Here is a 23560-nt window from a genome sequence, read left to right as displayed (position 1 = left end):
TTATGAAACGTTTGTCTGTTTGTCCTTTCCGACGGTTCACTTGAACAGGTGGGGCACGAACTCACGCAGGCAGCGGCGCCAGGTGAGCCACTCGTGGGCGGTGCCCGGCGACTCGTAGAAGGTGGCGTTGATGCCCATCTCACGGAGTCCGTCGACCATCTTCTTCGTGCCGAAGTTCTCTTCGGACCCGCAGCCGAGGAAGAGGTAGTGCACCTGCTTGTTGAAACGGGCGGCGTCGGAGAACACGCCGTCAAAGCAGGTCTTCAGGTCCACACCGAAGAGGGCGCCGCTGAACGTGCCGATGTAGGAGAACTTGTCCAGGTGCGGCAGGGCGGTGTGGAACGTCTGGTAGCCTCCCCACGAGAGTCCCGCCATCGCGCGGTGGTCGCGGTCGGTGCGGGTGCGGAAGGTGCGGTCGATCATCGGGATGAGGTCGTCGAGGATGACGCCATAGAACGAAGCGCCGTAGCGGGCACGTTCCTCTTCGACGTCCTTTCCGGGACGCGGGCTGAAGGGAGCCTCCACGTCGCCGCTGTCCATGACGACAATCATCGGCTCGCACTCGCCGGAGGCAATGAGGTTGTCCATGATGTGCTGCATGCAGCCCTGGGTGGACCATCCTGTCTCGTCCTCGCCCATGCCGTGTTGCAGGTAGAGCACGGGGTAACGCTTCTTGCGGTTCGTCTCATACTCCGCAGGCGTATAGACCATGCAGCGGCGGAACGCCTTCGTCGTCTCCGAGTAGTAGGTGCAGGAGCGCACTTGCCCATGAGGCACACCCTGTTGCGGACGGTAGTAGTCTCCCTCCTCGCCTTCGGGTACCTCAATGCCGCTCGACACGCGGCAGCAGCCGAAGAAGGTGTAGCTGGCAGGGTCCGCCACCTGTACGCCGTCAACCAGCAGGAAGTAGTAGTGGAACCCGACGACCAGAGGGTCGGTCACCGCCGTCCAGAAGCCTGCGGCATCGCGCTGCATGTCGTACTTCTTGCCGCAGCAGTCCACCTGCAGACGGGTTGCCTGCGGTGCGTAGAAGCGGAAGTGGGCACGGCGTTGCGCGTCGAGACGCGGGTACTCCACACCGGGTATGTTCGTGGACGCCGCCTGCGTGGTGGCACGTACGTCGGGGGTAGCCTCCTCGCGGCTGAACTCCCACCAGTCGAAGTTGAAGAGCTTGCAGCCCTTGCGCCCCTTGAATGCGAAATAGATGTCATGCACGCCGGTCAGCGTGGGCGCCACGGACGTCTCGAACGTACGCCAGCTCTCCCATCCGCCCGTACCGGGGACGTCGAGCACTGCCACCGGCTTGCCGCCGATGCTGTCGGCATAGACTTCCAGGCGTCCGCCGCGGAGGGCACTTGCCGCAGAGGCAATGAAGCGTTTGGGCGCACGGTCGCCGAAGTCCACCTCGCGCACCTTGATGTAGTCGCCGTCATGCGCGTCGGACACATAGACGCCCGTCACGGCATTCGGCTCGGTCTTCAGTCCTTCGGACCAGGCGATGGTCTCGGCTTCGACCCGTCCGTAGGGCGAGAGCGTACCCACGGGCTTCACGCCCTCGCGGGTGGCATTGATGAGCGGGAAGGTCCCGTCGGGGTTGTAGTCGAACTGCTCCACGGCGACACTGCGGCCGAATCCGCCGCCACCGGGCAGCTTGCCGGTGTGATAGAAGAAGTAGGAGTTGCCCTTGTAGTCGATGACTCCGCAGTGATTGGTGAACGAGCCGGTGTCCTGCAGCGGCATGATTTCGCCCATGTACTTCCACGGACCGAGCGGACCGTCCGCCATGGAGTAGGCGATGTGCTCGGGCACTCCTCCGGCTGCGTAGAGCAGGTAGTACTTCCCGTTGCGCTTGCTCAGCCACGGCCCTTCGGTATAGACGTCCTTGTACTTCTTTCCCTTCACGCGCGCCTCGGGGTTGGGAGCTCCGAAGCTTTCCACCGTCTGCTCCATGCGGTGCACCTCGCCGTCGATGGAAATCATGTCAGGGTTCAGCTTCGCGTAGTAAATGTTCGGGTTGCCCCAGTACAGGTAGGCGGCGCCGTCGTCGTCGATGAGTACGGTCGGGTCGATGTAGTCCCAGCTGCCGTCGTGGAGCGGCTTGCCGATGGCGTCCTTGAACGGTCCCGTCGGCGAGTCACCCACGGCGACACCGATGGCCATGGCATTGGACAACTTCGAGTGCAGGCAGACGTACCAGTAGAACTTGCCGTTGTGCTCCACGCACTGGGCAGCCCAGGCGCGGTCGTCCGCCCAGGAGAATGTTTCGATAGCGAGCGGCGAGCCGTGGTCGGTCCAGTTGACCATGTCCGTGGTCGAATAGACGCGCCAGTCCTGCATCCAGAAGAAGTCCGCCTTGTCCTCGTCGTGTCCGGTATAGACGTACAGTCGTCCATCATGCACCATCGGTGCCGGGTCGGTCGTGTAACAGGTCTGGACGATGGGGTTCTGTGCGTGCAGGGCGCCCGCCATCAGCAGGGCCATGCTCCCCATCAGGTAATGTTTGTTCATGTGCGTATGTAAGTTTGTAAGGTTATGAATCCGTGAGTTTGCCGACCTCCCGACGGATGAAGCCGGGAGGTCGCCGGCGGATGCGTCCGTCAGGGCTTATTGCCCCGCGACCACCACACCGCCGTTGCAGGGAATGGTGAGTTTCAGTTCCTGCTTCTTGCCGAGCTTCTTCACCGAGAGGCTGCCTTGCAGCTCCTTGTCGTCGCTGTAGAGCCTGAGCTCCTGTCCCGGCTGCCACATCGGCAGGCTGACGGTGAGCTTCAACGGCTCGGCTTGCGCATTGATGCCGGCAACGTACCACTTCGTGCCGTGACGGCGGGCGAGCACGACGTACTTCCCGGGGTACCCGTCGATGAACTTCACCTCATCCCACAGCGTGGGGACTTCCTTCATGAAGTCCATCGCCCACGACGGAGCGTCGGTGAGGTTGTTGGGCGCCAGGGCGAAGTGCTGCACGGGGCTCTGGAACAGCACCGCCGTGGCAAGGGCGAAGACGTCGGAGGTCTTGCGCTGGCGGCCCCCGGGCTCATTCTTTGCGTTGTAATACCTGTTGAGCGCGCTTCCGCCGAAGTCCATGCTGGCGACGGTGTTGCGGATGAACGGCAGCAGTGTGGCGCTGGTTGCCTCCCGGTCGCACTCCTCCTGCGAGAAGTTGAGGTTCTCGCTCGCTCTCACCGCTTCGGCAGAGGCGAAGTTGGGGTACATCCGCTCCCAGCCGCGGGGCAACGTGCATCCGTGGAAAATGACGAGGATACCGTAGTCGTTCGCGTCGGCGAGGATGTCCTCGTAGAGCTTCATCATCTCCTGCTTGTCGCCGCCGAAGAAGTCCACCTTGATGCCGCGGATGCCGATGCGCTGCATCCACTTCATCTCCCGGCGGCGGGCGATGGTGTTGTTCATGATATTGCGCGGACCCTGGGGTGCATCGTTCCAGTAGCCATTGGAGTTATACCAGAGGTAGAGCGCCACGCCCTTCGTGGAGGCATAGCGTGCCAGTTCCTCGATTTTGTCGCGCCCGATCTGGGTGTCCCACAGCGCGTCGACCAGCACCGACTGGTAGCCCATCGCGGCACTGAAGTCCACATACTGCTTCTGGGTGTCGAAGTTCGTGCTGGCGTCGCCGGCAATAATCCAGCTCCAGGAGCCGCTGCCGTAGCGGTAGTCCTGCGAGGGCTCGTAGAGCGGACGGACCACGTCGGTGGCAATGGTCGTCTCCACGATGGGCTGCAGGGTCGTGCCCACGGTGATGGTGCGCCACGGGGTCTCACCCGGAAGGGAGATGCCCGGAGCCACCGTGCCGTTGCCGTTGTTGGAGGCTTCCGTCGGATAGCCGACCGTGTAGAGACCGTCGGCTTGACCCAGCAGACGGCTGCCACAATACGCACTCGTCACGCCGGTCTCGGAGAGGAGCACCCAGCCCCGGTCGCCGTTGCGGAACAGTCCGGGGAAGGTGTAGCCGTTGCCCCAGCCGTTCTTGCCCACGGTGTCGTCGGGGGTATAGTGGGTCTCGTAGCTGGGCGCCGTGCGGGCAAAGCCGGTCATCGGTCCCATCTCCGGGCAGAGGAAGGTCGTCGTGCCTGCGGGGAAGGCGAAGCCCGTAGCTTCCCGGTTCACCACGCAGCTGAGGGTCTCGCCGCGACGGAGCACACGATACTTGAACGCGACGTCGTGGTTGCTCACCTGGAACACCACGTCGCATACCGGTGTGCCTTCCTTCGAGAAGGTGTAGGTCTGCACGTTCGCCACGTAATGGGGGCGGCTGTTCTTGATGGTCTTCAGTTCATAGGTTTCGTCGAGGGTCGTCGGCTCGCTCACTCCCGTCAGGGTCAACCCGCGGGTGAAATCGCCGATGTTCGTGTCCAGCCCCAGCGGGGACTTGTCGAGGAAGGCGACCCCGTCATAGTCCACCCTGTAGGTGGGATTGCCGTCGGTGTCGTCCACCGTGACGCACAACTTGCCGTCGGGGCTGCGCAGTTCAACCTCGCGGGCGGAAGCCTGCATCCCCACGAAGAGGGAGAGGCAGAGACATAAGATTGGTTTCATCATCCGTATCATTATTTGCGGAGCTCCCAGGAGTCCCAGTTAAACAATTCCATTCCTTCGCCGCCACGGAAGCAGAACACCAGGTCATGGACGCCCGTGGCGCCCTGCAGCGTGCAGGTCTGTTCCCTGTAAGTGTCCAAGCCTCCCGTCGGCTGTATGTCAAGCGTGCCCAAGAGCGGTCCCTCGGCACTGTCGAGGCGGACTTCCAGCCGTGCGTTCCCGTCAGCGGAAGCCACCGAAGCCAGGAACGTCATCGTGCCCGCCCGGCTGCCGAAGTCGACGGCACGGAGACGGAGCGTCTCCCCGTTGTGGATGTTCGTGACGCAGATGCCGCCGTCCGCCTTGGGGGCTGTTTTCAGACCGTAGCCCCAAGCCATCGTCTCGGCCTGCACGCGGCGGTAGGGGTCAAATGTCCCCACAGGCTCCAGGCGGGTGTCCTTCCAGTAAGGCACCTCCTGGATGGTTCCGTCGGCGTTGTAGTGCATCTCGGCAGCCGACACCGAACGGCGTTCGTGGTGGTCGGGCGTCTCTATGCGGAGCAAGTCGTAATTGAGCCCGAAGACGTAGGTCTTCCCCTTGTAGTCGATGATGCCCGGGTGGTTGCCCCGGCTGCGGTCAGTCGGACGCATGATGTAGCCCTTCGTCGTCCAGGGACCGGTGGGGCTGTCGCTCATGGCATACCCGATGCCCTCGGGGCAGCAGGTCGAGGCGAACGCCATGTAGTACTTGCCGTTGCGCTTGTAGCACCAGGGGCCCTCCTGGTAGTGCTCGGGCACGGGGTCGACCTTCACGATGTCGCCGCTGTAGGAAATCATGTCCTCATTGAGCTTCACGTAGTAGACGTTCGGGTTGCCCCAGTACATGTACGCCTGTCCGTCATCGTCGATGAACACCGTCGGGTCGATGTCCTCCCAGTGCTCCTTCTGCCACACGAGCGGCTTGCCCAGCGGGTCGGTAAACGGACCGTAGGGCGAGTCTGCCACCAGCACCCCGATGCCGTTGCCGTGGAGCGGGCAGTACATGTAGAACTTGCCGTTGCGCTCGATGACCTGCTCCGCCCAGGCGCCGTTGTCGCGCACTGCCCACTTGAAGCTTTTCAGCGATGCCACCGCCCCGTGGTCGGTCCAGTTGACCATGTCGGTCGAGGTGTAGAGCAGCCAGTCGAGCATCTTGAAGCCGTCGGCATCGTCCTCGTCGTGGGTTGTATACAGGAAGATGGTGTCGTTGTGCACCATCGGCGCCGGGTCGGCGGTGTACTTCGTCTGGATGAGCGGGTCTTGCGCATGACCCGCCAAGGGTTGCAGGACGGTCAGCGCGACGGCCGCCAGGCCTGCCAGGGTCTTGATTCTATTCATGGTTGTATGGGATTAAGATTAATTATTCCGGGTTGCACAGTCGACGGAGGGTCCCACGTAGGTGGGCTTCAGCCCTCCCCAGTCGACGATGATACGCTGGAACATGATGCCGGGGTCTCCGCAGACGAGCGTCAGTGTGTGCCCGGGGCGGGTGCGGTCGACAGGGAAGGTCACCACCTCCAGCGAACCGTTACGCAGGACACGGTCCTTCCACGCCGGGGAATACTCCGTCACATCGTCCGATGCCACCACGGCAGGAGCACCGTCGACCGAGATGCCGTAACGCGTGCTCCTCCCTTCGAAGAGCGGGAAGAACGGCAGGGTATAGACATAGACCTTCACCGAGTCGGCATCCACGGCAGGCAGGGCATATTCCACCCGCACCCCGTCCAGGTCAGTCGGGTCGCACACCGCCTCCGTGGGTTCTCCCAGGCGGAAGGCATGCCAGTCGTAGCCGACGCCCTCGATGACGCGCATCGAGTGTCCTCCGGCAGAGACCATACGCGACGGGCGGCGCAAATCCACCACCGTGCAGCCCTCCAGCCGTGCCTGTTCCGCCACGGGGCGCAGGTCGAGCGCTTCCTCCCCGGCACCGTCGGTACAAGTCACCGGAGGCATCTCCTGGTACTTCGCCACCCATCCCTTCGGGAGCGCCATCATCTTGTCCCACTTGCCGTCCAACAGTCCGTTGTAGCGGTCGTTCAGCACGCGGATGCTGTCAAAGGCGGCACGCGCCTCGCGGGCGGAACGGTTGGCGGCAGCCTTGTTGCCTGCAGCCAGCTGTTCGTGGTTCACCTGGGCAAGGAGGAACTTGCGGTTCATCTGCTCGGCAGCCAGTACGGGATAGCCCAGCATCTCGAAGAAAGCCGGACGGAAGGTGTCGGGCAGGCGCTCAAGCATCTCCGCCGTCCGGCGGGCAATGCGTCCGTAGTCCGCCAACCGTCCCCGGGCGTCGTTATAATAGTCAAAGGAGTATTCGGTGTCGGCAAGCTGTTCCAGCCGCGGGTCGTCCCACTCGCGTTCCCAGCCCATGTACTCGGGCTTGCGGCTCCACGCCAGGCGGTAGTAGGTGTCAAGGATATCCTGCAGGTCGTCACGGTATTCCTCGCCGAAGATGGCAGCCAGGAAACGGCTCTGCTCGCGGTGGATGGTATCGTAATCAAAGCGGTCCACATCCCACGCCAGGTCAAAGAACGTCTGCACGCCCAGTTCCATCGGCTTGATGTCGCCCACGTTGAGCAGCCAGTAACGGTCCGCGCCCGTGTCGTATGCCTTGCGTAGCTCCGCGTACATCAGCACGGGCGGAGTGGTGCAGAGCCAGAGGTAGTCGTGGGGAGCACCGAGATAAGACAAGTGGTAGTAAACGCCTGCCCCCCCGCTGCGTCTGCGCTCTTCGGGGTTGCTCACACGCTTCAGGTAACCATAGTTGTCGTCGACCCACACGAGGGTGATGTCGTCGGGCACCTGCAAACCGTCTTCGTATATGTCCATCGTCTCCTTGTAGGGCACGAATATCTGCGGAATCTCCTTGGCAGGACGTTGCAGGTGCTTCTCCAGGATGGCGCGCTGGTCGGCGATGACCTGCGTCTGCACACGTACCTTGTCCGCTGCCGTCAGATTGCCAATCATCCCGGCATCGTGCAGGCCGCGTATGCCGGTCGTGTAGATATTTTCATAGGGAGCGGCCTCCGCCACCCGGGCATTGAACTTCTCGCAGATGCGCGCCTTGTTGGTCACATAGTTCCACTCGCCGTCGCGCTTCGTGTCCCATTCCGAGAGAGCGGCGTTGTTCACCAGCAGCGGTTCGCAATGGGAAGTCGTGATGATGATGCCGTAACGGTCCGCCACCTGCTTGCTCTCCGGGAAATAGTAGAACGGTTTGGAGCAGGAGTGCATGGCGGGCGCGAGCATATTGCCCTTCAGGCGCAGGATGAGTTCGCACACCTTCTCGTAGGAGCGCGGACCGATGTCGCCCCGTTCCTTCTCGAAGTTCTGTCCTGCCCACGGATGGAACCCCCAGTCCTCGTCGTTGATGAACATCCCGCGGTACTTCACCGAGGGGGATTCGGACACACAGTCATCGACGACATACAGCCGGCTCTTCTGCGGGACGGGGACGTCCGCCCACCACTTCCACGCCGACACTCCCATCGCCTCGCTCAGCGTAAACGCACCGAATGCCGTTCCCCGCCGGTCGCTCCCGGCGATGACCAGTGCCTGCTCCACGCCCGGCAAGGGGTTGTCCAGCCGACGGATGACGAAGCGTTCCCATCCGCCACTGATGCCGTCCGTGTCGAGCTTCTTCGCCGCCACCAGTCCGTCGACCAGACGGCTTTGTCCCAGCGTGCCCAGGATAATCACCCGGCTGCCGTGCGGCTCGGTCGTCACGGCTGGCGTACGTCCGAAGACGTCCTTCAGGTCGTCGGCAAAAAGCCGTGCCGTGATGCCCACCAACGGAGCATCCGCCTCATCGTAACAGATGGAACAGTCCGTCAGCAGGAACGCTCCGGGACGAGCGGTTTCAGCCACCAGCAGTTTGTCAGGAGTCCGTTCGCCCGTCCGGGCAACGGCAAAAAGGGGAGTTGCCAGCAGGAGAGCCAGCAGGTAACAAAGGTTTACACACATCCGTTTCATACACATGGCATCAGTTTACAGGTTCAACATCGGACGGGGACGCGGAGGGCCGTTCCTCCGGAAGGAGGCAGCCCCACGCTATCGTCCGTCTTGCAAAGAAAGGCATCTTGGGGCAAACTACCCACTAACGATGTTTCAGATTTGTTTGTTCATGTTACATCCCTGCAAAAATCCCTCTATTTAACGCCGTTTCCTGCACTCACCGCCTCCGACGGACGCACCGCCCCGCTCCACCCCTTCTCCGGAGGGAAAGGTCTGCCGACGAACAGACGGACGGGGAGCCTCAACCGCCGGTAATCCTCCCTCCGGAGACAGTCCGGGAGGAGCCGGAAACCAAAGAATTGACAAAGTGTCAATCTGTCAAACGAATCGCCCGAGAATGCCTTCGTTCGCACCAACATACGGATTGGTGACCGGGAAGGCCCTTCTCGGGCGATTCGCTAAATACACCTTGACGGACTTTCCGTCTGTTTCCTGTCATTCTGCTTCCATCTCTCCCGGTTTCGTCCCCTTCCGTCGGTCTTTTCACACGGACGGACGCAATTTCACACCTGCGGAATCGCACCCCTCCGGGCGCTAAAAAATGAAAACAGATGGCTGTTTTCGTACGGACGAACGACTACGACGGTGCGGACACGTCGGTACGATGGTGCGGACGCGTCCGTACGAAGCCAGTCACCGGTGCTTTTGACCGGGATGACGGGTCCGACGGATGGCTTTTTCGCGTTAGAAAGAGTATAATTACGTAAACAACCGTTTATTTCCATGTGTTCTGACGGACGTATCTTAAAATATTTAACGCGCATTTCGCTAAATGGGAGAATTTTGCGAAAATGCGCGTTAGATAAAAAGGTCGAATCGGGAAATTATGATGTTAAAACCGGGGAAATAATGTCATTCTGACAAACGGAGGAAAATCAATTGTCAATTGTCCATTGTCAATTATCAATTGAATCACCGTTTCTCCGGTTTCACCAGACGGACGTAGAACACGCCGCCGGCTACCGTACCGGGACGGCTGCGGAAGGTCACCGTCACCGATTGTTTGCCCTTCAGCATTGATGCCGGTATGGGGTATTCCACATTGACCAGCTCGGACTTGTTCCACTTGCCGACGAGGTTCTCCTCCACCAGCCGTTCCCCGTCGATGAGGATGTCGAAGGTGCGGTCGGCGGTCTCGTTGCCCCAATAGCGCACCATGAGGTTGAGCGTCGTCTCGCCCCGGGTCGCCAGGTTGTAGGAGAAGAAGCCTCCGTCGCGGGCGTCACGCCACGGCTCTCCCTGGAAGTTGCCGGTGGTGGAGTTCTCGTTCTTCATCTGATGGTCCACCTCGGGCTGCTGCTCGGCTGTCGCCACGGCATCGACCGTCCGGCGGTCCAGACGCAGCTTCTGCTGCTCCGCCTCACGGGCGGCAGCCTGGTAGTCGGCGTACTCCCGCTCCGTCATCGAGAGCCAGTACATCATGTAGCGGCAGTCGTGGATGCGGAAGAACGGCTCCAGCTGCAGGTCCTTGTACTTGCCGGTGAAGAGTCCGGGAACGGTGAAGCACATCGGCTTGCCGGGGACGGGCTGCATCGCCGTCAGCTTCGCAAGGATGTCGGCACGCTCGCCGATGAGGAAGGGAGTGTCGAAGACCGACACGAGGGGTCCGTGGGCAATGTGTCCCCAGCGGCTGTCGTCAGCCACCAGACCGTCCAGATGGTCCGTTCCCATCCGGGCGCCCAGGAGGATGGGACCGCGCATGATGGCGACATAGTTGGGCACGTTGGGCAGTTCCTCCAGGGTGACATGCATCGGGAGGGTCAGCTCCACGACGTCACCGTCGCGCCATTCACGCTCGATGGCGATGTAGCTCGACGGAGTGGAACCGACGGCATGGTCCGTCCCGGCACAGAGCGCCTTCATGGCTCCGGCTTCCACCCACCAGGGATGGCGGATGAGCAGCTTCGCCCGGACGGGTTTCCCGGTGTGTACGGTCAGGCGCGAGGTCTCCGTGTCGGGGAAGGAGGTCTCCTGTGTCAGCGTGAGCCCCTTCTCTTTCCAGTTCAGTTCGGAAGCGACGAAGAGGTTGACAAAGAGGCTGTCGCCCGAGTGGGTATAGATGAACTCGCCGTACTTGCCGTGGTTCTCCATGCCCGTGCCGACGCAGCACCACATGGCGCTGTTGGGCGCCGAGTAGACGCGGTAGTGGGCGGGACGGGCGGACGTGAAGTAGACGTATCCGCCGTGCCCGGGGTGCTGGGTGGAGAGGATGTGGTTGAACATGGCACGCTCGTAGAAGTCGGCATAGCGTGCCTCGGGGTGCATGCGGAAGAGTCCTTCGGTGAGCTTGAGCATGTTGTTCGTGTTGCACGACTCCGGTCCTTCGCGGTCCTCGACGTAGCTCTTGCAGTCGGAGGCTGCGGCGAAGTGCTCGCGCCGGCTGTTACCGCCCAAAGCGAGGGAACGGTTGTAGACGACGGTCTCCCAGAAGAAGCGTGCGGCAGCGTCGTAGGTGCGCTCGTCAGCCGGTTGTCCGGCAGCGGCACTCTCCTCGGCGATGCGCTGGTATCCGACGACCTTGGGCACCTGGGTGTTGGCGTGCTTGTTGTCGAGGTTGTCGACCCGTGCGACCATACTGTCGAGCAGCCAGTGGTGGGAGAAGCGCTTGGCGGCGTCGAGGTACTTGCGGTCGCCTGTCATCCGGTAGGCATCGGCGTAGACCTCGTCCATCCCGCCGAACTCGCTGTCGAGCATCTGCTCCATCTGTTCGTCGCTGAGCGGGGCGATGACCGTCAGTCCCCAGTCGCAGAGGCGCAGGAACATGTCGCGTGCCTGCTGACTGCCGGCGTACGACCACGCATCACGCAGCCCGGCGTACACTTTGTGCATGTTGTACCAGGGCACCCAGTATTTCCAGACGATGCCTACGTTGCCCTTCTCGATTTCGTCCCACACGCGCATGCCGTCGGGGACTCCGCCCACGTAGCCGTTGCCGTTGGCGTCCTGGCACCGTTTCATCTCGTCCAGCATGTAGTCCATGCGACGCTTGCACTCGGGGTTGCCGGTGGCTGCGTAGTGGATGGCAAGTGCCGAGAGGTAGTGCCCGCCGACGTGTCCGTCGAGTCCGCTCCAGTTGGGGAACACTTCTGCCTTCTTCGGCAGCCCGGCTTCCTTGAGGAAGGGAGCAAGCAGACGGTCGACGTCGTACTGGAGGAGGACGTCGACATTGAGGTCACAGGCGTGCTTGAAGGGTCCGTCGAGCAGCTTCACGTCGCCCAGCGGGAAGGTGTTGGGATAAAGTTTGTCCTGCGCCGTGGCAGAAGTCAGGGCGAGGCTCAGGCAGCAGCAGGCTGCAAAGAGTTTGCGTAGTGTCATTTGAGGATATGAGTTTAAGGGTTTATAAGTTCGTAGCGTCAGCCTTTACCAGTTGTCCGTGCGGAAGGGTGATGCCAGGAGGCCATCCTTGTTGCAGAGGTTCGCGTCGGAGGGGTTGTCGCTCCAGGCGTAGCGGACGGCTACGGGATGCTTCACCTCGGGGCTGCTCACCACGACCTTGTTGCCGCGGATGACGGCTTTCGCCCACACGAACTTGCGGTCTTCGCCGGCGATGGCGAAGTGCTTCAGCTCCTTGCCACGGCATGCCAGTCCGCGTCCCGTCTCGGTGAAGGAGAGGACAATCCGGTCGCCGTCGACCTGCATGTCCTTGTAGAGCGGACCGGAGGCGTTGACCTTCTCGCCGTATACAAGGCGTCGTGCTCCCAGGAAGAGACGGTGCGCCACGGTCTTCTTGTCGAGCGGATGGATGTCGTTCCACTCGCCTGCGTCATAGGTCACAGCCAGCTCGGTGTGCGGCACGGAGAGCGCCGTGCGGAACTGTGCGTCGCGGATGCGTGCCCAGCCGCTGTCGGTCGGACGGTCCTTCTTCTCCATGAAGTTGGGGAGTTGCACGAGCAGGAAGGGCATGTCGGGCCACTGCCACAGCTCGCGCCAGTTGGTGATGAGGGCTTTCAGGTAGTCGGCGTACGGGGCGGGATTGCCCGCGTTGGTCTCTCCCTGATACCATATCGCCCCCTTGACACGGTAGTGCCGGATGGGGTATATCATGCCGTTGTAGAGTCCCGAGCCGGTGCGGTCGAGGTTCGCCAGACGTGCCGAGAGGCGTTGCACCTCGCTCTGGTCGATGCCGGTCTTGTAGCGCCACGTGCCGGTGAGGTCGATTTCCGCCTCGTCGCCCACGATGGCATAGCGTTTGTCCTTCACGAAGCCTCCGTTGCCCCCGTTTGCCGTGAGGCGGACGGCGATGACGTTCTTCCCTTCGCGCAACACGCCGGCAGGGATGTCATACTTTCGCGGAGGGTAGGTGTAGGAAGTGAAGCCGACGAAGGTGCCGTTGACGAACACAGAGTCGCTGTCGACCATCGTGCCCATGTAGAGGCGGGCGTGCCGTCCTGCCATCGAGGCGGGTACGTCGAAGGTCTTGCGGCACCAGACCGTACCGCGGATGTCCGCCCCGTTCTCACGCCAGTAGCCGGGGACGGTCATGGTCGCCCAGTCGCTGTCGTCGCACTCCGGCAGCTGCCAGCGACCGGCGCCCCGGTCCTGCCGCGCGAGCTTGAGGCTGTCAAAGGCAGCCTGGTCGACGAGCAGCTGCGGGAACTCCTTCAGGTGTTCCTGGCTTATCCAGCTCTCGATGGCGGAACCGCCCAGGCTGGAGACCAGCATGCCTACCGGCACATGGGTGTGTTCGTAGGCCTCCTGCGCAAAAAAATAGGCCAAAGCCGTCCAGTTCATTACATCGGAGGCAATGGCCGAGTGCCAGCCGGCATTGCCGGCTATCTCTTCCCGCAGTTCACCCTTGACGTCCTGTGTGGGCACCTTGTAGTGGCGGATCATGTGGTTGTTGGACACGTTGATTTCAGGGAACTTGTCCGTGAGGCGCGCGATGGGAGTCTCCTGGTTCGACTGGCCCGAGCAGAGCCACACGTCGCCCACGAGCACGTCGCGTATCACGATTTCATTGACCTCCAGGACAAACGGGCCGCCCGCCTGTTGTGGAGGAAGCAGAACATGCCAGCACCCGTCGGCACCTGTCTCGGTGTCGTAGTGCCGGCCCTGGAAGCGTACCGTCACTTTCTCACCGGGGTCTGCCCAACCCCAGATGTCCAGCTCGGTATCGCGTTGCAAAACCATGCGGTCGCTCACCAGCCGTGGCAACCGCACTTTGGCTGAAAGTTGCGGCACGCAGAGTGCCGCAACGAACAGCCAAGTGAGAACATACTTTACTATCATAATGCTAGTCTGACTGATACAATGCTGTTGGCGTTTGCCATGACATAGATGCCGGTGTCGGTCTTGCCCGTCTCTGCCGGTGCCATGTTACGGTCCGCATCGGTCTCCACCGCCTCCTTCACCGTAGCTCCGCTCAGGGGGATTTCCACGCTTTGGGTGTCGGTCGAGAGGTTGAGCAGCACGATGGTGACTTCACTGCCAGCCTCGTTGGTATAGGCGGTTGCCATCACCGACGAGTTGTCCGACGTCGCTCCGATACGGGTCATGCCGGTGGCGTACTGTGCGTAGTGTGCCAGGATATACCCGTTCTTCGTCACTTCGCCTTCGCCTGCCGGACTGCGCTGGTCGCTGTCCCCCAACATGCCGTAGAAGCGTTTCAGGTACCAGTACACGTAAGCGCTGCAATAGCCTTCCATACACATGTGGATTTCCTTGCCCAGGTGGGTGAGGTTGTAGTCCCACGTACGGAACTGCCACAAGGCGGGGTCAGTCTCCGTCTCCCCGTCATTGAAGAGGTGCTCGGTCATCCACCAGGTCTTGCCACCGATGCGCGAGTAGAGTCCGCACACATAGTCGTGGCGGTCTTTCTCGTATCCCGCCTGGGCGGTGTTAATGAAGCCCTGATAGAGGTGACCTACGACAATGTCGGTCTGGGCGAATGCCTCGGCATCGTTGATAAAGGGGTCAGTGAAGTCGGGCGAGGTGCCGCATGCCTCGGGAGCCATCAGCTTGACGCCTGTGGCACGGATCTTCGCACCGTACTGCTTGACAAAGGTAAGCAATTCTTCCGGAGTCCACGTCATAAATTCCATGTCAGGCTCATTTTGTACAGAGATTGCGTACAAATTGACCCCGTTTGCCTGCATATAGGTAATGTACTTCACCAGATGGTCCGCATAGGCGGCATAATTCTCCGCCTTCAGGTGGGGAACGTCATTGTCGCCCACCTTCACCAGTTCTGTCAGCGCATCGGGTGCGACCCAGGGACAGGCGAAGACGATGGCGCCGTTCTCCTGTGCGAGCTTGGCAGCTGCGACGTCGGTGCTCCAATCGGCTTCGTTGGGGTAAATCATCAGGCGGAGGACGGAGTAACCCAGTCCGCCGGGACCGTAGAGGGTGTTCATATCTTCGGTGCTCAGCACATTGCTGCCGGTCCATATCTTCGGGTTGTACATGCCTCCGAAGCCGACCACAGGCTGATGACGGACGGACGCATCGATGTCGAGTGCCGTGATTTCATAGGCGAGTCCCTGACGGATGGTCAGGTCGCTGACTTCGCCGGTGGTCTTGTTCGTCAGGTGGAGGACCTGCGACTTGGCTTCGCGTCCGCCGTTGACGTTATAGTCAATCTTCAGGCGGACGTTCTGGTGCAGGTCGGTAGCGGCACCTCCCGACATGGGAGAGACTGCTGTCACGAGGTCGCCCTCGCCCAGGGAGATTTCCCATTCGGCTTCGGACCACTGTACCACCGCCATGGTCGTCCCGGCATGACCGGAGACTTGCAGTTCGTTTTTCAGGAAGAGCGCGTATGAGCCTTCGCGCTCACCGGTGTTCATCACGTTGTCGTCGTCATCGGAACAGCCCCACGCGAGGCACAGTCCCATCAGAAGCCAACACAGTTTAAAGGTATACGATTTCATAGTCTTGCTGTTATTCGACCGCCGCAAGTCCAAGCCGTCAGCTGACGCCGCCCGGTGCTCCGTCACGGGTCAGCTGCGGCCTGTGCCTGCGAGAGTCAAGTTGTTATTTCAGTCCGTCAATAATGCCCACGTACATGCCGGTGCGGTTGTAACCGGAACTCCACGGACAGAGGACAGCGTCGTTGCCCTCGGTCAGGCGGGAGAAGGAGATGCCGTACTGTTGGGCGGCGGGGATAATCTCAAAGTACTTCTTGAGGATGAAGGCGGCATAGTCTGCCCCGAGCATCTCGTCCTCGAAGGAGCGTTGCGCGGTCGTGATGGCATTGCCCTTCTCATCCAGCACCTGCACGGTGAAGTCGGAGATGCGTACGAGGCGTCCGCTCTCAGCCAGGCGAGTGAAGAGTGCGACAATGGCTTCCTGGTTTGCCTCCTGAGTGGCTGCATCCTTGGAGTAAGTGGCGTGGAGCAGGATGTTGTAGCCGTCGAGCTTCGTCACGCCGTCCGCCTCCCAGGTCTTCACCAGCGCATCCAGCTCGTCGAACTTCTGCGTGAGGTTCTCGCTTTGGCTGAAGGTGTTGCTGACGAAGAGGTCGAGGTCGGTCTTCGCGGTGTCGCGTGCCATCCGGACGGCAGTCTGCGCGTACTCGGTCTCCCCGAGGTACTCGCCCCAGTGGAAGGTGTTGGCGTCGTTCGTCTTGCTGAGTGGTTCACCGATGACGTTCCATCCCTTGACGGTCTCACCGCCGGCATCGATGAGTGCACCTATCCATGTGCGCAGCTCGCCGGTGAAGATGTCCTTCTTCTCTTCGGGGGTCTTCTCGATGACCTGGTCGTCCGCCTTCCAGCGGAAGTCGATGTTGTCCATGTAGGCGTGCCACTCACCGGAGCCGGACCCTACGGCGATGTCCACTTCCGTCAGGTCCTTCATCGATGACGGTATGCCGATCTGTCCGTTACCGGACGTGCCGTCCAGGACGAAGGGGATGTAGATGCGTCCCCATGCATTGTCGGGAGCACCGAGATGAGCCGGTCCCATGCCGCAGTTGAACTCCTGCCCGTTGATGACGATACGCATACCGGAACCATACTTGCCTTTCCCGTCGATGAGGAACATCTCCAGGTAGACGCCCGTGTAATCGCCCAGCGTACGTCCGTCCTTCAACTTCACGTGGAAGGTCGGGTACGTGTAGCTGCACAACGAGGAAGCCGTACCGACGTGGAGCACCTTGCCGTGCGTCCCGGTGGGGTCGTCCTCGACCACTGCCTGATTGCCGTTAGTCATCGGATACTGCGTACCTGCGGCATCACTCTCGAAGTCAATCATCGTGCTGCCTTCGGCGGGCAACATGTAGTCGAGCGTCACGTTGTCCATGTAGTAGCGGGCATCGCCGGAGGCGGTTCCCACGCCCAGCTCAAAGGTCGTCAGTCCTTCAAGATTCTTGGGTATGATGACAGCCGGCGAGTTGCCGTAAGTCTCGTTGCTGCTCAGGAACTGAATCTTCGCACTGCGGTTCCATGTATTGGGGTTACAGCCGAAGCCCTGCGCATTCACGCCGCCGTTGCTGTTGCTGACGGCCAGTTCCGTCCCGTTGATGAAGACTCTCATACCGGCACCATAGATACCGAACTGGTCGATGATGCGCATGTCGAGCTTCAGGCTGGAGCAGTCGCCCAACGTAGCTCCACCGGGAAGGGTCACGGTGAACTTCGGGTGAGAGTAGCTCAAACCGGTGGTCTCGTCCCCCAGACGGAGCACCTTGCTACCGTTGCCGTCGGGGTCTTCCACCACGGAGCTGGCGCCCGCCCCCGTCAAGGGGTATGAAGTGCCAAGGGCGTCCTTCTCGAAGTCAGCCACCACGATACTCCCCTCTTCAGGCACGAAGGGGATGATGACCGGCTCGATGAGGGAATTGTAGTAGGAAGCGCACTGTCCCTGGTCGGAACAGAGCGTTCCGCCGAAGAGCGACAGTCCGGCTTCCTGTGCCACCTCTGCCGCCGACTTCATGTCGACCACGCTGTAGCTGCCGTTGTCCTGCAGACAGGAGGCGGTGCTGAACGAGCCATCGACATCGGCACCGTCGAGGTTGTTCAGGATGGTGCTGAATGCCACCTCACGAGTCCCGAACTCCGAAGCCGACACTTTGGAAGTGAGCTGGAACGGCGATTCCGGAGTGCGTGTAATGTAAGTCTTGAGCAGGTCGAAGCTGGCGAGGTACTCGCTGACTTCGGCGTCGACCGGCTTCTCCAGCTGAAGATTGCAGTCGTACTCATCGGTACATGCCACCACTGCTGCAGACAGCAGGGCGAATCCGATTAGCTTATTGCTGATATGTTTCATGTCTCTTTGTTTTAATGGGTTTGCATGGCGCCCCCGTCCCCTGTCCGCCGGTGTGAGAGGCGGACGGAAGAGGAAGCGGGGTCACTCACTTCACTTGATGTCTATCTCAAACGTCTTTCCACCGACCACGTTGCGGGTGTGGAGCACCAGCGTGTCGCGGGTAGCGAGGCTCATGTTCAGGTGCGTGAAGTTCACCTTGTAGTCGAGGTAGATGGCGTCGCGGTCCTTGCCGCCGAGGCTGTTCTTCTCGCCGTCCTTGACAAACTTGCCTTGTCCCGTCACTTCGGCGTTGTCGAAGGCGGAAGATATCTCACAGCTGCCGTCGTCCTTGAAGTCCAGACGTATATTGTAGAAGAAAATGTTGTTGGAGGGATCCTTTGTCGAAAGCGTGAGGATGTTTCCGGTCAGGCTCTTCGTGGTGAGCTGCACGGTCTCGTCGTTCTCCACATATTCTTCATGACGGACGATGGTCGACGATACCCCGTTGATGACCGCCTGGTCGACACCGCGGCGGAGGTACTCACCGTGATAGGGATTGACGTACTTCACGGCATAGAGCACGTAGTTCTTCGGCTGGATGTTCCAGTGTCCGCTGTTGGTCAGCATGGGGTCCTCCACACCGGCTGCTCCCATGAGGATGGAGTCGGCTCCCTCAACATGAGTCATGCGCAGGGGGATGACATAGTAGTCGGTGACCGACTTCTCGTCGGCGAAGAAGGCGTCGGTCAGGTAGACGTCCACACCGCCCTTGATTTCTCCGCGGGGGATGGCTATCTGGCTCGGGTTGCCCAGTTCATAGTACGACTCCGGCATGAGGGTCAGAGGGGTGTCGGTTCCCTTGAAGTAGAGTCTGTCGCAGAGCGAAGGGTCTACCACGTAGTCGATGATGACGTTCTGACGGTTGGTGTATCCGCCGCCCCAGGCAGCGTTGATGGAGAAGCGGTGTTCGTTGTCGCCGGTATTGTCGACAAATTCATCTTCACCCAGCTCGATGGTGCGCATGGCAAGCTGGTTGGCGAAATAAACCGTCTGGTAGTCGAAGTCGGGAAACTCGTTGTCCGAGCTTTCACAGGACGCGGTGAACGAGAGGAGCAGGGCTGCCAGTCCGGAGTAAAGTATGTTCTTTTTCATAAGTCTGTTGTTAATGGTGAGTGATGATAGTAGGGTTACTCCCAGCCACGGTTCTGCTTCAGGTTACTGAACTTGAGAATCTCGGAGTTGGGCACAGGGCTGTAGTACATGTAGTCCTCGTAGGAGCGTTCCTCCACCAGGATGCGTTCGTAGCCGTTGCCGTTCCACTGCAAGCCGTAGACCGATTCGTTGAGGTTCTCCTTCCAGCGGCGCAGGTCCCAGAAGCGGACGCTCTCGAAGCACATCTCCAGACGGCGCTCGTTGTGGATGAGGGCACGCATGCGTTCCTTGCTGGCGGCACACTCCTCCAGATAGGGATCATCGGTTCCGCCGACGCCTGCACGCTGACGGATCTTCTTGATAACGTCATACGCGGAGTAACCGCGACGGGCATCCTTCGGGCCCCATGCCTCGTTGGCAGCTTCGGCAAAGGCGAGATACATCTCCGTGAAGCGGATGCGCGGGTCATAGTGCGGCTGGTTGGAAGTGGCTGCAGGGTTGCAGTTGACGTCCATACGCAGACGTTTGCGCATGTAGTAACCCGTGCGGGTGGAGCGGTTCTCGGTGACGTTGATGCCATCGGTGCTGGAGTTGACGATGTTGATGGTGACGCCCTTCTCGCTGATGGTGCTTCCGTTATAGATAATGTACTTCGCCAGACGCGGGTCCCGATTGGCGTAGGGAGCGACCTCGTTGTAGTTTCCTGCACTGTGGTCGATGGGATATCCGTTTGCCATGGGGAAGGCATCCACAAGGTTCTGCGAGGGGTTCATGTATCCGGTGCCATAGAGGCTGGGCGGGAAGTTCTGCGACTCCTGGGTGTTGTTGCTCGAACGTCCGCTACGCCACAGGATTTCAGCAGGGTTGTTGCCGTCGTCGGCACTGTTGACGATTGAGGGCGAATAGTATTCCAGCCCGTCGTTTGCCAGGCCTCCCACTCCGCCCTTGTAGTCGATGATGTCGGCTGCTGCGTTCGCAGCGTCTTCCCACGTGGCGTTGTTGGAGGGGTCCTGATAGAGGGGACTGGCGGCAAGGAGTGCCATACGAGCACGGAAGGCGCGGGCTATCAGTCCGTTGAACAGCTGGCGTGCCTTGGCACCCATGACATTGTTATACTTGCTGGCGTCGGTCGTCAGGTCCTGGAATCCCTCCGGGACGGCGGACACGTCGTTGTACTCCCACGGGAGAAGCTGCTCCGCCTGTGAAAGGTCGCTGTACACCTGCTCCAGACATTGCTGATAGGTCGCACGGGGAATGTTGAAGTCCGACGTGGTGGTGAGGTACTCGTTGATGAGGGGCACACCGAGCAGTTCACCTTCGGCAGTGAACCCGGCGTGTGCACGCAACAGATAGTAGTAGTACATGCCGCGGAGCCCGTATGCCTCGCCCTTCAGACGGCGTGCGAAGAGGGCGTTCATCTCAGGGTCGTCCTGTGACCAGCGGACCTCGTCGACGTTCTCCAGGAAGAGGTTGATGTACTGGAGGGCGTTGTAGGCGTTGTTCCATTGGCTCAACGGGTTGTAGGACGTGTTGGTCCATGCACCGGTCGCCATCTGGAGGAAGACGTTCGACGACTGGTTGGTCACGGCGTCATCGGTGGCATACTCGCTGTTGTCGTAGCAACTGGGGAGCATGCTATAGACGTTATGCAGGATTCCCCGGGCGTACTCGGGGTCGTCGTGCATCTGTTGCTCGATATCGGGGTGGTTCTCAATCGCCGGCTCGAAGAGGTCGTCACACCCGGCAGCAAGGAAGGCACCCGCCATTAAAAGTAATATAGTCTTTTTCATATTCTGCTAGTTTGTCGTGAGGAATCAGAAGGCAGCCTTGAAGCCCAGGTAGAAGTTGCGGCAGTTGGGGACTCCCGTGCTCAGTTCCATGTGCTTGCGCTCCTTGGAAATGGTGAGCAGGCTGGAGCCGCCGCAGTAGACGCTCAGGTCGCGTACGAACGTACCCTTGAAAGTATCTTCGGGGAAGTCGTAGGTGAGCTGCACCTGATTCAGGTTGAAATAGTTCCGCTTGTACATCCAGAACGTGGAGGTCTGGTAGTTGTTGTCTCCGTTGGTGGTGGTCAGACGCGGATAGGTCGCCGTCTCCTTGGTTTCCTCGGTCCAACGTCCCCAGACTACCTCGGAGAACTTGCTCGTGCCGCGGTTCCAATAGTACGAGCTGCTCTTGAAGTCGACGGAGCCTGTCTGTCCCGTACCCATGGCGAAGAAGGTGAAGTCCTTGTACTTCAGCGTCAGGTTCAGACCGAAGGAGAAGGGAGGTGCTGCCCAACCGTTCTTGCCGAGTTCCACCTGGTCCTTGCTGTCGATGACGTTGTCGTCGTTGATGTCGCGGTACTTCAGGTCACCGGGACGTACCGTACCGAACGTCTGGCGGGCATGGTTGTCAATCTCTTCCTGCGAGTTGAAGAAACCGTCGCAGATGTAACCGAAGGACACGTCGAGCGGACGTCCGGCACGTTCCTGGTAGGCCTCATCGTACATCTCGTCGCGGACCATCGCCTGCGAGGTGAAGTACATGCCCGAGAATCCCAGCGTGACGTCGACCTCACCAATCTTCTTGTTGGCGCTCAGCGAGAAGTCAAACCCGCTGCGACGGTCTTCGTTGTAGTTGATCCACGGGAGGAAGGTATTGTTCGTGCTGCCCTGGAAGAACGAGGGGAACATCGTCGACGAACCTTGGGTGAGCAGGCCCTTCGTATCCTGATGGAAGTAGTTGGCGTTCAAACGCAGGAAACGGTCAAAAAGTGTGGCATCGATGCCCACACGGAACTCCTGGCGGGTGATGAAGTCGAGGTCGAGGTTCGTACCCTGCTTGGACGTCGGTGTCCAACCGCCTGCCGTTCCGTCGTGCCACTGCGGGTACATACCGTCGGTCTTGGAGAAGTAGCCTTCGTACATGTAATACTTCTCGATGTCGAGGTCCTGATGCAGGTTGGCGTAGGACGCAGTGAGCTTCAGGTCGTCGATCCAGGATACATTGTCACGGAAGAAGTCCTCCCGGCTGATGCGCCATCCCAGGCTCACTGACGGCGAGAAGGCGTTGCGGTTACCCTCGGGCAACTTGGCGGAATGCACGACGGCACCGCCGAACTCGGCGTAGTACTTATGGTCGTAATTATAGGCGGCACGTAAGCCCAGGTTCACGTTGCTCGTGCGGTGATAGTCACTGCTCTCGTGATTCTCGTCGGCAGAGCTCTGTGTCTGGTAACCCCATCCCAGGAGGGTGGCCGACACGTTGTGGAGGTTGGCGAACGTACGGTTGTAGTCAAACTGCGCACTGAACGTCATCGTCTGGTCATACATCGACTTGCCGACGTACTCGTTGGGGTTCTTCTGGTCGTTATTGTGCTTGTTGAGGGCGACAATCATGTCCTTCCCGTTCACTTGTGCCCAGGTAGGCTCGTAGACTGCGTATGTCTCATTGAACGCCTCTGAATAATAAGAGGTGTAGTCCACGCTGTATGCCGTGCGGAACGAGAGTCCCTCCAGCACGGAGCTGAGGTCGGCTTCAAGTGCCACGTCGAACATGAACATGCGCGACTTCTCCTTTATGTATCCGGCAGCCAGCAGGTCCGCAAACGGGTTGGTGAGGTCTGCCGATGTACCGCCCAGGAGGTACTTGCCGTCGATGAGGTGGTTGCTGTTGGTGATGTATTCCTGGATGGACGACGAGTTGGGGTCCATCATGTCGGTAGGCAACAACGGAGCGAACCAGTTGGGACGGAGTGTCGAAGCGGCTCCCCAGAAGTCCCCGCGGCCATCGTACTGGTTGGTGTAGACCACGGCGGCATTGGTTGTCGCCTTCAGCCACTTGGCGAGCTGCATGTCGACGTTTCCACGCACATTGAAGGTCATGTCGGAGTTGTTCTTCGCCTCGCCCCACTTCAGCAAGTCGTTGTTGTAGTTCATGCCGAAGTTCAGGTAGTAGTGCGTGCGCTCGTTACCTCCCGTCACCTCTCCTGTCACATCGGTGTTGAAATACGCCTTCTTCAGGTAGTCGGAGCTGTAGAAGTCGATGTTCGGATAGCGGTAAGGGTTCGTACCCAGCTTCGTATAATAGATGGTCGAAGCGTCATAACGTTCGGGGAGTCCGTCGTTGCGGCAAGCTTCGTTGTACAGCGTCATGTAGCAGTCGGAATCCAGGTATTTGGGGTATGCCTTCGGCACATTGATACCGGCATTGGCACGCACGTCGATGCGCATCGGCTCGTTCTTGCCGCGCTTGGTCGTGATGAGGACCACTCCCTTCGAGGCACGGCTGCCGTAGAGTACGACGGCGGCTGCATCCTTCATGACGGTGATGCTCTCCACCTCGGAAGCCCGCACGTTGCTTGCGCTACGGGGTACCCCGTCGACGAGCACCAGCGGTTCCTGTCCCCAGATGTTTCCGGTATATCCGCCGATGTAGCTGTCCAGCCCCACCAGACTGTTCGTACTGTTCACCTTCTTGAGCAGCTCCGATGTGTTGACCGTCGAGACGGCTGTCGTCAGGTCTTCGCGCGCAATCTTGCCGAATGCCACGTTCACCAGGCTGTCTTGCTGTTCTTGTGCCCAGACTCCTGTCGCACAGAGCAACATGCCGGACATCGTACAGCCAATATGTAGATACTTTCTTTTCATTGTTTGCGT

The 23560-nt window shown here is 60.2% G+C and carries 11 protein-coding genes; all 11 read right to left on the bottom strand.

Annotated elements, in window-relative coordinates:
- Positions 1–36: 36 nt before the first annotated feature.
- Positions 37–2508, bottom strand: a complete 2472-nt coding sequence (locus tag C8275_RS03840) for a family 43 glycosylhydrolase (protein ID WP_106484167.1) — start codon at positions 2506–2508, stop codon at positions 37–39.
- 96 nt (positions 2509–2604) lie between these two features.
- Positions 2605–4554 (bottom strand): glycoside hydrolase family 97 protein, encoded by a 1950-nt coding sequence (locus C8275_RS03835; RefSeq protein WP_106484166.1) that lies wholly within the window; start codon positions 4552–4554, stop codon positions 2605–2607.
- A gap of 8 nt (positions 4555–4562) precedes the next feature.
- Positions 4563–5906 (bottom strand): glycoside hydrolase family 43 protein, encoded by a 1344-nt coding sequence (locus C8275_RS03830; protein WP_106484165.1) that lies wholly within the window; start codon positions 5904–5906, stop codon positions 4563–4565.
- A gap of 18 nt (positions 5907–5924) precedes the next feature.
- On the bottom strand, positions 5925–8540 hold the full coding sequence (locus C8275_RS03825; RefSeq protein WP_199881854.1) for a glycosyl hydrolase 115 family protein: 2616 nt from the start codon (positions 8538–8540) through the stop codon (positions 5925–5927).
- Positions 8541–9494: 954 nt separating this feature from the next.
- On the bottom strand, positions 9495–11897 hold the full coding sequence (locus C8275_RS03820; protein ID WP_106484163.1) for a glycoside hydrolase family 127 protein: 2403 nt from the start codon (positions 11895–11897) through the stop codon (positions 9495–9497).
- 45 nt (positions 11898–11942) lie between these two features.
- Positions 11943–13811, bottom strand: coding sequence for a sialate O-acetylesterase (locus C8275_RS03815; protein ID WP_234395697.1), 1869 nt, complete (start codon positions 13809–13811; stop codon positions 11943–11945).
- The gene (locus C8275_RS03810) at positions 13808–15451 is read right to left on the bottom strand and encodes a glycoside hydrolase family 30 beta sandwich domain-containing protein (RefSeq protein WP_106484162.1); all 1644 of its coding nucleotides are present in this window, start codon (positions 15449–15451) and stop codon (positions 13808–13810) included. Before C8275_RS03810 ends, C8275_RS03815 begins: the two co-directional genes overlap by 4 nt.
- A gap of 103 nt (positions 15452–15554) precedes the next feature.
- Positions 15555–17789, bottom strand: coding sequence for an endo-1,4-beta-xylanase (locus C8275_RS03805; protein ID WP_106484161.1), 2235 nt, complete (start codon positions 17787–17789; stop codon positions 15555–15557).
- A 90-nt stretch (positions 17790–17879) separates the two neighbouring features.
- Complete coding sequence (locus tag C8275_RS03800; RefSeq protein WP_106484160.1) at positions 17880–18920, bottom strand: DUF5627 domain-containing protein; 1041 nt, start codon at positions 18918–18920, stop codon at positions 17880–17882.
- Between the two features lie 35 nt (positions 18921–18955).
- A complete protein-coding gene (locus C8275_RS03795) occupies positions 18956–20710 on the bottom strand; it encodes a RagB/SusD family nutrient uptake outer membrane protein (RefSeq protein WP_106484159.1) in 1755 nt (584 codons plus the stop codon).
- 24 nt (positions 20711–20734) lie between these two features.
- A complete protein-coding gene (locus tag C8275_RS03790; RefSeq protein ID WP_106484158.1) occupies positions 20735–23551 on the bottom strand; it encodes a SusC/RagA family TonB-linked outer membrane protein in 2817 nt (938 codons plus the stop codon).
- Positions 23552–23560: the final 9 nt, after the last annotated feature.

Source organism: Bacteroides sp. Marseille-P3684 (assembly GCF_900291465.1).
Classification (GTDB): Bacteria; Bacteroidota; Bacteroidia; order Bacteroidales; family Bacteroidaceae; genus Phocaeicola_A.
The sequence above is the reverse complement of the archived record's forward strand: the minus strand, read 5'-3'. Positions and strand labels throughout refer to the sequence as shown.